7 protein-coding genes are annotated in these 12,548 nt (G+C 58.9%); 1 reads left to right on the top strand and 6 read right to left on the bottom strand.

The window, feature by feature from the left end:
- Window positions 1-113: 113 nt before the first annotated feature.
- Genes AC3WOH_RS01450 through hsdR form a run of 6 tightly spaced genes read right to left on the bottom strand, consistent with a single transcriptional unit; the run spans window position 114 to window position 10,976 of the window.
- On the bottom strand, window positions 114-1,088 hold the full coding sequence (locus AC3WOH_RS01450; RefSeq protein ID WP_492227636.1) for a DUF5655 domain-containing protein: 975 nt from the start codon (window positions 1,086-1,088) through the stop codon (window positions 114-116).
- Window positions 1,085-3,073 carry a chromosome segregation protein SMC gene (locus tag AC3WOH_RS01445; RefSeq protein WP_492227635.1) on the bottom strand — a complete coding sequence of 663 codons (1,989 nt, stop codon included), beginning with the start codon at window positions 3,071-3,073 and terminating at the stop codon, window positions 1,085-1,087. The genes AC3WOH_RS01450 and AC3WOH_RS01445 overlap by 4 nt, the downstream gene beginning before the upstream one ends.
- The gene (locus tag AC3WOH_RS01440; protein WP_492227634.1) at window positions 3,057-4,919 is read right to left on the bottom strand and encodes a restriction endonuclease subunit S; all 1,863 of its coding nucleotides are present in this window, start codon (window positions 4,917-4,919) and stop codon (window positions 3,057-3,059) included. Before AC3WOH_RS01440 ends, AC3WOH_RS01445 begins: the two co-directional genes overlap by 17 nt.
- Window positions 4,912-5,952 carry a PDDEXK nuclease domain-containing protein gene (locus AC3WOH_RS01435; protein ID WP_492227633.1) on the bottom strand — a complete coding sequence of 347 codons (1,041 nt, stop codon included), beginning with the start codon at window positions 5,950-5,952 and terminating at the stop codon, window positions 4,912-4,914. Before AC3WOH_RS01435 ends, AC3WOH_RS01440 begins: the two co-directional genes overlap by 8 nt.
- The gene (locus AC3WOH_RS01430) at window positions 5,949-7,547 is read right to left on the bottom strand and encodes a class I SAM-dependent DNA methyltransferase (protein ID WP_492227632.1); all 1,599 of its coding nucleotides are present in this window, start codon (window positions 7,545-7,547) and stop codon (window positions 5,949-5,951) included. The genes AC3WOH_RS01435 and AC3WOH_RS01430 overlap by 4 nt, the downstream gene beginning before the upstream one ends.
- A gap of 24 nt (window positions 7,548-7,571) precedes the next feature.
- Window positions 7,572-10,976 carry a type I restriction-modification system endonuclease gene (gene hsdR, locus AC3WOH_RS01425; RefSeq protein WP_492227631.1) on the bottom strand — a complete coding sequence of 1,135 codons (3,405 nt, stop codon included), beginning with the start codon at window positions 10,974-10,976 and terminating at the stop codon, window positions 7,572-7,574.
- A 291-nt stretch (window positions 10,977-11,267) separates the two neighbouring features.
- Between hsdR and AC3WOH_RS01420 the strand changes: the two genes are divergently transcribed.
- Entirely contained in the window at window positions 11,268-12,389 is a 1,122-nt protein-coding gene (locus AC3WOH_RS01420) for a suppressor of fused domain protein (RefSeq protein WP_492227630.1), read from the top strand.
- Window positions 12,390-12,548 lie beyond the last annotated feature (159 nt).

The following is a 12,548-nucleotide window of genomic DNA, read 5'->3' as shown; positions in this document are numbered from 1 at the left end:
ATATCGAAGCCATTTCAACTCAGGGGCCATCGAAACCCTTGCAAGACAAGTCAATAGAACCAACCGCAGCATAAAAAACCACCCTAACCTTTGAAAAAAACCACATTATCTATTTAAATCCCAGAAATGCTTTTGCTAACCTGAGACCGCCCCTCATAAGCTTCGACAATAAAAGGCTTAGCAGCCTCCAAATCCGGTAGCGTGGTCAACGCAATCTCCACATCGCCAGTGCCCCAGTGGCCTTTCTGCGAAACATCTCTCGCCGTTGGCAAAGCCGCGATCACCTTGGCTGGATCAAGATGCAAATACAGCAGCAAGCGTCCGCGCTGCGCGACAAGCGTTGCAAAATTCTTGAGCCGCTTGAAAGCGATGTACAACCGCAGCTCCTTGCGTTGCACATCATCGCCCAGGGACAGGGTGTAGTCTTCCAATGAGGCAAGCAGGTCTACCAACCCCTGGGGCAGGGCGGCCACGACTTCTGAATACGTCTTGTCGGGACCAACCACTCTCTCTTCTACGCCTGCTTCCTTCAGATCCTTCTGTGTCTTTGCGACCTTCACCGCCATGGCTTTTGATGCAGAAGCTGACGATGCATTCGCCAATTCAAACAGCAAGAGCTCGTCGCCAAATCGGCGATAGCGAATCAACTCGATGTTGCGATTGATCTGTTGCACCGCGTGGCCGTCGTATTTCGTGAAATCCGCAGCGATGCATACCAAGCGCGGCGCACTCCAATCAATGCCATCTGCGGCCGCCTTGCCGAAATTCTCCAGCACCAGCAGCTTGAATTCGGCTTGGTGGTCCATCAACCAATCCAGGTAGAACAGGCCTTGATTGATAACGTTCTCGCCCACCGAGCGCTTGTATTCGAGGATGACTGGGCAGTTGTTCTCGTCGAGGCCCAGCGTATCGATGCGCCCTCCGTGCGTCTTACCGGTGGAGTATTCGGTAGCCAGAAAGCGGATGCCCAACAGCACTTCCAAATTGGCCTCGATCAGGTTCTGCAGCGGCTTCTCAAGGTCGGAGGCATCGCCTTGTAGCTCTGACGCATTTCCAGTTGTGATGCGAAACAGCTTGATATCACTCATGGCAGGTCGCACCTCAACAGTCTGTCCGTGGCAGGAGCACCATGCAAAGTCTCTCTTAACCAAGGCAGCTTCTGAAATGCTTGGGGTGGCTGCGTCGTAGTGGTAACGATGTACTGGAAGGCAGAGCGCCCGTCCACCTCCAAAGCGGCCACCATGTTGAACAGACGGTGGTACACACTGAGCCCCAAGTCAGCTTCTCGGGGACTGTCATGCATCAAAAACGCAGGAAGGTGCGTGCCGCCCTCGATGCTCATGCACATGACTGCCAGATCAAAGGCAATGATCTTCAGCGATTCAATGGCGGGCGTAGTGCGCTCCCCGCCGAACTGAACCACCAGCTTCAGTCCCTGGCCATCAAGCTGAATCCGCCCATTCGCGGTTGGACCAACGGTGGCGCGAATGATCGCGTCGAAATAAGCGGACAGTCGACCAAACACCTCTGCCTGGTTCTCCCGAAACGCGGACAAGCGTTCGCGATCCGCTTCGATTTGCTTGGTGATCTCGCTCACTTGCCGCTGCGTTAACTCCCATTCGTCCCACTCGCGTCCCAAACGACTTATATCGTCCTGCACTCTTCGCGCATTGAACCAGGCTGATGATCGCTGGTCATTGAGCTTTTCTGCCTTGCCCAGTATCCGCCTGAGTTCATCGCGCGAGGTTTGCGCAATAGGCAACTGAAGGTTGAGTTCATCAATGGAAGCCTGCACCTTTGATACCAACGACTGCTGTTGATCAATCTTGGCGTTCAATTCCTCATGGCGCTTTCGCAGGCCGTCCAGATCTGGCAACTTGTGGGACAGCTTGCAACCTTCCACCTTGATCCGATCAATCGGTACTTCACAGATTTGGCAGTACGGCACTTCTGCATCGCGAACGCGTGCGGAACTGAATGGAAGCTCAGACTTGAACTGGCGCAGTAATTCCTTCTGCGGCTGCAAACTCCCGTTCAGCCCCGCCAGCTCTTTGCCCAATGCAACCACCTTTGAGTCCGCGTCTTGATAGCGCCGCCTGATCTCTTTCAGGTCTGATACATCCACGCTCGGGCTGATCTTGCTGACACCTGCCAGTTGCTGCCGAGCCATCTGTTTCAGCGACTCAATGCCCAGCTTGCCGTCCGGTACATCGTTGGCATCCACGCCCAATGCAGCGACGATGCTGGACTTGGCCCGTTGGCATGACCACGCCTTTCGGACTTCGTCCTGAAGCTGTGTTCTGTGAATCTCTGCCTTACTGGCCACACTCTCTTGCAGGGCAATTTCGTCCGTGGATATGGCATCTATCAGCATACGGACAGCATCTTGCAGACGCCCCTTGGACATATCCCGTGCACGAGCAGGTGAGTCTGAATCCGATTCAGCCGCACGCCAATCCAGCACATGATCGAAGCGGCATTCCTGATCGCGGGTCAACCACGCCAGTGCCATGCGCCAGGCATCGTGCTCCCGCAAAACTGGCATGTGCCTAGCCACTTCGCGGGTGAGCACAGTGGCCTCGATGGCCTGAAGCAAGGGGTCAATGCCTGTGGGCTCATTCAACCTGTCAAAAAGCTGCTCGGGCAAAACGCCCTCTACCGCAAAATGCCCACGGCCGCCCCCCAGCGGGCGAAGCACACCCCAGAGCTGACCGTGTAGCATTACCTCTGCAGACACCCAGCCGTTCAAAAAGACGCGACCGATGCTCAATCGCTGCGGCTCAGGCGCAAACCTTTCTTCGCCCAGACAATAACGCAGCAAGCGGCAAAAAAGGGTTTTGCCAGCGCCATGACCCAGATCACCCTCTCTACCCTCCGTGTCCTGGCTCTGTGCATCCGACGGGTCAGGTGACCAGACGAAGTTCAACCCGGGTCTCAGCTCAATGGTGCGCACCCTTTCACCAGGCTCGCGCCAGATGGTCAGGCGGCGCACCCATAGCGCTGGTTGGGTAACTCCTGGAGGTGGACTCACCGACAGACCAGGGGGCGCAAATAGATCATGCTGCTCGGGCATTGACGAGATCCTGCTCTGCTGAATTCATGGAAGGCAAGATCGATTCGATACCATGGGCGCGCAAGTGCGCGACGATGACGCTGGCACGCCCATCCGGCCAACCAGCGGTGTCGATGCCCACCGCACCAGGACCAAGCGCCCAGGTGACATCCCCGCTGCCCGCTTCAATAAGATCCCCGCGCGCCCTCATGCGTTGAATGGCCTGCCCCCAATGGCTATTGGTAGCTGGCTGGATACGGGGCACGTTGGCTGGCAATGGCTTTGCGTCATCGCCCACCAAGCGATACCACTGCCGGGCTTGTGCTACAGGCAGCACAACGGAGAAAAGGCGAGGCTGCTGACACAACAAGGCGGCCAAGCGGGCCTCGCTTTCCGGCATGGGCTGGCCCCAGGCTCTGAGCACGGCCGTGAGGCACACTGTGGTTAACTGGCCTTGAGGGTCTGCGGGTGCGGCCCATTCACCCTCGGGCAAGGTGGCCCAGTCGGTTGGCTTGAGAACGGGGTGCACCTGCACCTGCGGCTGAGTGCGGGGCCTGCCGCGTGGGCCGGCGGCCTTGATGGGCTGGCGGGCTGCCAGACGGTGGAGCAAAACGCTGGCGGGCTCGTCTTTGGAGTCTTGCGCTACCAGTTCACCACGGAACGCCTTGGTGAGCACTTGAGGAGCAAGCCGCATTGCATGAGCGCGCATGGCCGAGCAGCGGGACTCAATGCGATCAGAAAAAGTCAGCAACGCTTCAACCCGTGACACGACTTCGGCTTGCTGTTCCAACGAGAGCAAAGGTATTTCAAAGTCTTTGATCTTTGAAAGATTTAAGTTCGGTTGATTGCCACCCTCTGCTAGTTCTCGCATTGCGAGGTAGTTGGCAGCTAGTGCAAGCTTGACATACTTGCGGGAAGCTCTCTCCTCATTGACTGATATCGCAGCACACGCCTGATTGATAGTTGCGTCAATGGCGAGCTCTGACACTTGCCCCCGCGTCTTGCCTTCGCCATACATAGCCACTAGCAACGTGCCCTTGGGATAAATCTTGAGTCGGTGCGCCGCAATGGCTGCCTGCGTCACGAACTGGTCAGCGCTTGCAATCAAGGGCTGGCCAGTTGCCGCGCTGGTTACCCAAGGTGTGCCTGACTCAGCGTAGAAATTCTCGTTTGAACGAAGCGGCGTAGACCCCGTACCGACCGATGCTACTTCGGATATTTTTGTCGTTTTCCTCTCTACTGAGGCAGTATCGAACCGATCATCGTCCAGCAGAGTACCGGTCAGGGCAGCATCCAAGACCGACTGCCGAAACCGCTTGACGATGCCCCGAATGGCATCGAGGTGATCGTTGCAGGTGTTGATGCGGGCCAGCAAGATGCCGAGTTGGTCTGCGATCCGAGTTTGTTCGCTCGATGGGGCTACGGGCACCGGAAGACCGCGGATGTCCTCCAGCCGGATACCTTTAACAGTTGTGCCAGTGCCCATTTCACGAATTCGGGTTTCTGACGCTTTCCAGAGATATTCGACATAAGTTTTGTTGATATCCTGATGGAGAAAAAGCGCCTTCAAGTCCTGATTAATCGCCACAGGAACTTTCGGACGGGCAATCTTGCCCAGCGACATTCGGCTCGCAACTATCAAGGTGTCTGCCGGTATCAAGGTACTTGCACTCTCTTCAAGCGCCTGTTCAGTGATGTGATCCTGGGTGTCTTCAATAAACCGAGCGTGCATGTCCTTCACGGTCATGAAAGGGATCAATCCACGGAAGTTCTCAGCATTGGCTTTGCTAGGCGTCCCGCCTCCCGTGATTCCCGATAGAAGCGCCCCCAATGGAGCGATCTCCCAAGAGTCTGGCAACTCACTCATCCTCGTTCCCTTCCAACAACACCCCACGCCTAGCCAGCCGCTCACGCGCCTCCAGCAAGGCTTGGTGCAGCTGCTGCTCCAATTCCGCCTTGGGCGGCAGTTCTGTCCAATACTCCGCCACGGTTATACCGTCTCTATGCATTTGCAGTAGCTCCACCTGCTCCCGGCTGGATTCAGCACACAGGATCAGGCCGATGGGCATCTCTTCGCCCGGCTGGCGCTCGTGTTTGTCCAGCCACTTCAGGTACAGCTCCATCTGGCCCTTGTGCGCGGCCTTGAAGCGGCCCAGCTTGAGTTCGATGGCCACGAGGCGACGCAAGCGCCGGTGGTAGAACAGCAGGTCCAGGTAAAAATCATCACCGTCGATGACTATGCGCTTTTGGCGCTCCACAAAGGCAAAGCCCCGGCCCAGCTCCAGGATGAAGGCTTCGAGCTGGCGCAAGATGGCGGCCTCCAGGTCGGCCTCATCGTGGCCCTGGCGCAGACCCAAAAAATCCAGAAAGTACGGGTCTTTGAACACCTGATCAGACGCCGTGGGCGCTGCTGGCACCACAGGGGCCTGGGCGCTGGCGATCTCAGTGCGCTCAAAGGCTTTGCGGTCGATCTGGTGGGCCAGTTCGCGCACGCTCCAGCCCTCATTGGCGGCCTTGGCGGCATAGAAGTGCCGGGCCTCGGGTGTTTTCAGGGGCACGATGGCCACCAGGTGGCTCCAGCTCAATTTGGTCGACAGTGTCGACACAATTTCAGCATCAGGAAAAGCTTGGACAAACCTCACCATGCGGCGCAAGTTGCGGACCTCGAAGCCACGGCCAAACTCCTGCGACAGTTGCTGGCCCAGTTGGTCCAGCAGCTGCGCGCCGTAGCTGGCGCGCTCACCGCCCAGCACCTCGGTGCCCAGGCGTTGGCCCACTGTCCAGTACAGGCGGGTCAGTTCTGCATTGACGGCGCCGGCCAGGCGCTGGCGGCTGCTGGCAATCAGAGTGCGCAGTTCGGCGTACAGGTCCCCGGCCTGCGCGGCTGGCAACGGACTCATGCGGATGCCTTTAAGTCTGCATCGCTAGGCCCAGTGTCGTCCACCAGCAGATCGTCCAGCTCGGCATCTGGGTCTTCGCCCAGGGCCTCTACCAGGGCGCGCAGCTCCATGAGGGCGGCGTTCATCTCGCGCATGGCCAGGCGCGCCAGCATGGCTGGTTCTTCGCGTTGCTGCTGCGCGGTGTCAGCGCTGTCGTCTTTCAGCCAGGCCAGGTCGAGATTGTCGCCACGGTCGGTAATTTGCTGGCGCGTGAATTTGCGCCAGCGGCCTGCTTCGCCCGCGTCAACGCGTTGGGCCAGAGCCTTCAGGCCGCCCTGGGGGTCGGCACCAAACACGTCTTCAAACTTGTCGCGCGGCACATCGGCTGGGGCGTCAGACAGGGTGCGGAAGTAATCGCGTGTGAAGGGTGTGCGCTTGCCGAACTGGGGCATGTTGGCCCGCATGTCGTACACCCACACCTCTTTTGTGTTGCCCTTGTCGGTCTTCTCGCCTTTGGTGAAGAACAGCACATTGGTCTTTACGCCCTGAGCGTAGAAGATGCCAGTGGGCAGGCGCAGGATGGTGTGCAGGTTGCACTTGTCCATCAGGTCGCGGCGGATGCTGGTGCCCACATTGCTTTCAAACAGCACGTTGTCGGGCAGCACCACGGCGGCGCGGCCACCAGGTGCCAGGTTGCGGTAGATGTGCTGCAAGAAGGCGAACTGCTTGTTGCTCGTCTCGTAGGTGAGATCTTTACGGGAAGGCAGGCCGCCGCCCTTCTTGGTGCCAAAGGGCGGGTTGGACAGGATCAGCGTGGCACGGGGCAGTTGTGTGCCTTCGTCGCCCAAGGTGTCACCATACTGCACGCCGCCTTCAATGCCATGCAGCAGCATGTTCATCAGCGCCAGGCGATGGGTGTCTTGCACCAGCTCCATGCAATAGAAGGTGGAGTGCCGGTAACGGCGTTGGGCCGCTTCATCCAGGCTGTCAAAGTCGTTGTGCTGACGCAGGTAATTGTTGGCCGCAATCGGGAAGCCGCAGGTGCCCGCTGCTGGGTCTTGGATCACATCGCTCAGTTGGGGCTTCATCACCGCAACGATGCTGTCGATCAAATGGCGAGGAGTGAAGTATTGGCCTGCGCCGCTTTTCTTTTCGGTGGCATTGCGCTCCAACAAGTCTTCGTACAGATCGCCCAGGTCATCGCGCTGCACGCTGTACCAGTCGAGCGCATCGATGTCGGTCACCAGCTTGCTTAGCGTGGCCGGTTTGGTAATGAAGGTATTGGCGTTCGCATAAATCTGCTGCACAGCGTCATGGCCGTGCAAGCCGTATCCCAACAGCATTTCTTTGTAGAGGTCGAGCCGCTCGGGTGCGGAAGCGCTCAACAGATCATCCCAGCGGGTGCCAGGCTGCTCGACGGCTTGCTCACCCTTCTTGGGGCGAATCCAGACCGTGAGCCGCTCTTCTTGGCCAGTCTCTTTCATCATCTTGAGAAAGAGCAGGTAGGTCAGTTCGCTCAGGTACTGGTGGTAGGTGACTCCGTCGTCACGCAGCACGTGGCACAGCGACCAGAGTTTGGCGCCAATGTCGTGAGCGACTTGCGGGGATTTGGCCATAGAGAAGTGCTAACTACAAATGCATCAAGCACTTTGGGCTGGGGCCGCCCAGAGTGCGTCGTTAAAGGCGTCCAGCACCGGTTGGAGCTGTCCGTTGAAAAGTTTGTCGAGGCGGCTGAACCCGCCGCCCTCCCGTTTAAAAAGCAGATCGGGGTCGTCCAGCGCCTCGCGGTCAACCAGAAGGTTGGCCTTGGTCTGCGCCGCAATGCGCTTGAGCCAACTGCGCTGCGGTTCGGTCCACGACTTGCCGCCCGGAGGATGGGCCAGCAGCGCTTGCAGAGCGTGGTCCACCCGCTCGTCATAGGGCAACAACGCGTCCCCCAGCGCAGCCTGGCGAATGTAGCCAACGATACGGGCCGCGATGTCCTGATTGCTCATTTCTCGCCAAGCCGTGGCCAGACGGGCTTCGCTGAAACCGGCATTATCCAGCACCAGCATCAGTTCCTTGAGCTGCTTTCGGGTCAGGTCTCGGGGCTTGGTGAGCACGGCCAACAAGGCGGGTAGCTCGTTGCTGTGGCTGCTGACGAACTGCTTGAACTCGTCGAGATAGTCCTCGGGCTTGCTGGCTTTGCCGTAGCCACGGTCTATGCCCAAGAACGCGTCAGGGTGGTCAGACACGTAGACCGGCTGGGCCTGACCAGCGGCCTTGCGGTCCAGAATTTCTCCCAGGTCTGGGTTTTGGGTGAACCAGGCAGCCACTTCAGGCAGGCTGAGTGCTTTGAGCTTTTTGATGAAGACATCTGGCGCCATGCCGGCCTTGGTCTCGAAGTCTTGCGCGTCTTTGCCCTTGAGGTGGCGCTTTTTGACTTGCAGCTTGGCCAGGAATTGATCGCGCAGCAGTTCGCGAGCCTGGTCTGAGTGCACCTCGGTGAATTCACGCGCCAATTGCTTGAATGTGATTCTGGGGTTGACCACAACAGGCTTCATGTCGGTCATGTCGCTGATGGCTTCGAAGATCTTCACAGCGTCAAAAACGCGGAAGAAGTCTTTGGCCTCGCCATCAAAATCACACAACCGGGTGGCGCGCCCCAGCATCTGGTCGAACAGAATGCGGCTGTTGACCTGCCGCAAGAAGACCAGGTTGCATATTTCTGGCACGTCAATGCCGGTGGTCAGCAGGTCTACTGTGACGGCCACGTTGGGCAGGCGTTCATTCTTGTATCGGCGAATCAACTCCAGCGGCTTGTCTGCATTGCCCGTGATCTTGATGACGGCGTCATCCTCGACCTCGCCATACTGGTCCTCCAGGGCTTTCTTGAGCACGTCGACCACCAGATCGGCATGGTCGCTGCTGACACAGAAGATCAGCGTCTTGCGTCGGCCAGTGGGATCGATCTCTTGCGCCAGGTAGCCGCACACGGCTTCGTTGAAAGGCCGCGTGATGACCTTGCGGTTGAAGTCGTCGATCTTCAGCTTGATCTCATCGGGCGTTTGGAACAGATCAATCTGGTTGCGCTGAGCGTCATACCTCTTGACCTCTTCGCCCACCTTCCAGGTCATGCCGTTTTCAGACAACTGGGTACGGATCTGGATGGGGGGCTCGTAGTCAACCAGAAAGCCATCCACGACAGCTTCGCGATAGCTGTAGCTGCACACCGGAAGACCGAAGATCTGCGTGGTGTGCAAGGCGGGTGTAGCGGTCAATCCGATCTTGACGGCATCAAAATAGTCCAGCACTCGACGGTACTTGGAGATGTAATCATCAAAGCCACGGAAGCTGAGCTCGGTGTCGGACATCTCGCGGTCCAGCGTATACCCGCGATGGCATTCGTCAATGATGATGCAGTCGTATTGGTCCACCGTGGGCGGCGCTACTCCTTCTGCCGGGAACAGCACCCTGCGCATCATGCCCTGCACCGTGGCGATGTGCACCGACGTATCGGCATCGGGTGACGGATGCTCCAGTTCCTTGATGCCAAAGGCATCCGCAAAGGTCTGCAACCGCTCCATGCGGGTGTCTTTGAAAGAGTTGGCGGCCTGCTCACCCAGCGCGGACCTGTCCACAAGAAACAAGACGCGACGGAACCGCTGGGCTTTCAACAATCGATAGATGAGCGCAATACAGGTCTTGGTTTTGCCTGTGCCTGTAGCCATCGCCAGCAGGATTTCGCGCTGCCCTTCGGCAATGCTCTTTTCGGTCGCGCGAATGGCTGCCTGCTGGTAGTAGCGCAGCGGAAAGCCATAGTTGAATGGCGTGCTGTCCAGGTCCGCATGGGCCTTGCCTTCGTCCTGTTTGAGCAAGGCCTGCAGACCGTCTGGTGTGTACCAGCCATCCAGCGCAGTGCTTCGGTTCTTGGTGTCTCGAAGATCGCAGAACCAGATACCGCTCTTGGTGGCCAGTTGGCGCAGGTAGGGCCGGCCATTGGTGGCAAACACGAACGGAATCCGAAACTCAGACTTTGCGCCCCAATTTTGCGCGTGCAGGAGTGTTTCGGCGGATGGAGTGAACGTACGGCTGTAGCGTTTGCTTTGCTGCAGATCGGCCGACACATCTTTGCTGCCGCGCTTGGCCTCCACCACGGCCAACGGCATCAGGCCCTGGAACAACACGTAGTCCGCTGAATAGCCATCGCAAGGCCACTCGGCAATTGCCAGGTTGCGCCCTTTGGTCGGGCGTGCTCCCTTGCTGTACAGCAAGACTTCCGAGTCCGCCTCCCAGCCTGCCTGCTGCAATTGCTCGTCGATGATGCGGCGCGTTGCGCTCTCGTCGAGTTCCACCAAGCTTGCGGCCTTGTTGGCAGAAAGAACGACTTCGGCCAGTGTTTCCGTAGGAGCCTTCTGGGCATGCGCCTGTAGCTCGGCCAACTGTGCTTCAAGTTTGGCCTTGGCTTGGTCTGTCTCCGATGCAATCTGTTCCCAGAAAGCGCTTTCTTCCCCCAGCGTGGTGAGTTGGGTTTGAGCGACCAACAGCGCGGAGGCAGTCTCCTCATGCTTGGCTTGGTATTCAGAGACAGCTTGTCGCAAGGCTGCCAGTTCGTGCTTCAGTTCCTGCGACTCATCAACCGGAGGAGCCGGCGGCACGAAGGGGCCTGACTTGTAGTCGGGCTGCTTGAGCGTGCGGTGAAACCACAAGCCTAGTTGCCAAGCAAGCTTGAGAGCAGCGAGGGCTTTGGAGTGATCGCCGTCAAGCGCATGGTTTGCAGCGTTTCCCGCGATGCGAATCTGGTCGAATACTTGCTTGATTTCGCGCGGCAACAGCGATTCGCCTTGCAGGCGGCGAAGCAAGTCATATTGGCTTTCGTCCTGGGATACATAAAGGCCACCCCGGGCCGCCAATGATTGGGCCATCAGTTCAGCGAACTGGCGCAGCTTGAGCAAGCTGGTGTTGGGGTCTTCAGCGAAATACCGCTCTGCCAAGGCACCAAGACGCCACAACTGCGGTTCATACGCCCTCAGTGCATCGAAATTCGAACGAATTGTCTGTTGCATCTCCACCCTCGTTTTCTTGCAATCGGCAGCTGCTACCCCTCCATTTACTGCCGATCGAGACTGTGACTGGTCGCGCTCCCCAAAGCACAGGGGAAGCTTGTCACTAATTTTCTCGTACTACGATTAAAACACCCAGTTACGTTTTACATGCCCTACAGCTTCAGATGGAAAGCCAGCGGGGACAACAGGTTGTACAAGCACAGATCAGCTGTATCGTGAATTTGTCACAACGAAACGACCCGCCATGTAGCCAAAATGCAGCTTCCTCATGCTCCTCGCATTGCTGCAAACATGACCTCCGCTCCCACTGACGACGATACCGACGCCCCTTCCCCCGGCTGGGACGCCATCTCCGCCCGCCTGGCCCAGCTCTACCCCGGCCAGGAGCCCAGGCACTTTGGCACGCTGATCTCGCACATGCTGGGCGGGCCGGACCCGTTGGACGGCATTAGCGCGTGGCGGCGCACGGACCCGGTGCCGCACTGGCACTTCGTCACCTATGGGCTGAGCGAGCTGTATGCCAAGGAGTCCGATGACCCGGAGGTGAGCGGCTATGGGTTCGAGCTGACCTTTCGGCTGGCCATGGAGCCGAGTGAAGTGGCGGATGCCAACGCCGAGCCGCCGGCCTGGGCGCTGAACTTTTTGCAGAACCTGGCGCGCTATGTGTTCCAGAGCGGAAACGTGTTTCGCGATGGCCATTGGATGACGGCCAACGGCCCGATTGCGCTGGAGCGGGCCACGCAGATCTGCTCCATGGGCTTTGTGACCGACCCGGAGCTGGCCGGGCCGCTGGCCACGCCCAATGGGTCGGTGGAGTTCTTGCAGGTGGTGGGCCTGACGGTGGAGGAGGAGCGCGCGGCCAAGCAGTGGCGCACGCGCAACCTGCTGGAGGTGCTGCTGCCGCACATGCCGCTGTGGGTAACAGACCTGGGCCGCGCGTCGCTGCTGGCCCACCCGGCGGTGAAGCAGCAGGTAGACGAGGGCTTGCGGCGCGATGGGTCGGCCAGCGGCTTCCTGTTCACCGATGTGCTGGGCCTCAAGCAGGTAAAACGGCTGCTGCGCAAGCCCATCACCCAAGTCACGGTGGGTGCCCGGCAGGTGGACGAGCTGGTGACCCTGCTGCCGCTGCGCCTGCCGTTTGGCCGCACGCTGCGGGTGGCGGGGCACAAGTGGCAGTTGCTGCTGGAGCCTGCAGGCAGCGAGGGCAGCAATGCGGTGGAGTGGCAGGGCGAGGGCGAAGGCGAAAACGCCGTGGTGCTGCGCCTGACCGATGCCACGGTGCAGCAGCTAGCGCAGACGCTACAGCCGCGCCAGGGCAGCTATGTGCTGCCGCTGTTGCCGCAGGTGGAGTGGGTGGTGGAGAAGACGACGATCAAGGATTCGACCGGCAAGGTCGTTGAGGTGATCGGCTGATCGACCAGCCCGGCCCCACCGCAAATTAGCGAAGGCAAGCGTGCGGGCCGGTCTTCTTCGAGGCCGGCTATGGGTTCAGAGCGGGTAACAAAGCTCAGCGAAGCGGTTCTGGCTAGGCGCTGCGTCGCAGGCAGTACGGTTAGTACGACAAGACGCAGC

The sequence above is a fragment of the Acidovorax sp. FW305-C-20-28 genome (assembly GCF_058783375.1).
This window is presented reverse-complemented; position numbering and strand designations above follow the sequence as displayed.

Bases quoted from the DNA above. Each gene is read 5' to 3' on its own strand.
- AC3WOH_RS01445 (WP_492227635.1), bottom strand. From the start codon at position 3,073: ATGCCCGAGCAGCATGATCTATTTGCGCCCCCTGGTCTGTCGGTGAGT.
- AC3WOH_RS01450 (WP_492227636.1), bottom strand. From the start codon at position 1,088: ATGAGTGATATCAAGCTGTTTCGCATCACAACTGGAAATGCGTCAGAG.
- AC3WOH_RS01440 (WP_492227634.1), bottom strand. From the start codon at position 4,919: ATGAGTGAGTTGCCAGACTCTTGGGAGATCGCTCCATTGGGGGCGCTT.
- AC3WOH_RS01435 (WP_492227633.1), bottom strand. From the start codon at position 5,952: ATGAGTCCGTTGCCAGCCGCGCAGGCCGGGGACCTGTACGCCGAACTG.
- hsdR (WP_492227631.1), bottom strand. From the start codon at position 10,976: ATGCAACAGACAATTCGTTCGAATTTCGATGCACTGAGGGCGTATGAA.
- AC3WOH_RS01420 (WP_492227630.1), top strand. From the start codon at position 11,268: ATGACCTCCGCTCCCACTGACGACGATACCGACGCCCCTTCCCCCGGC.
- AC3WOH_RS01430 (WP_492227632.1), bottom strand. From the start codon at position 7,547: ATGGCCAAATCCCCGCAAGTCGCTCACGACATTGGCGCCAAACTCTGG.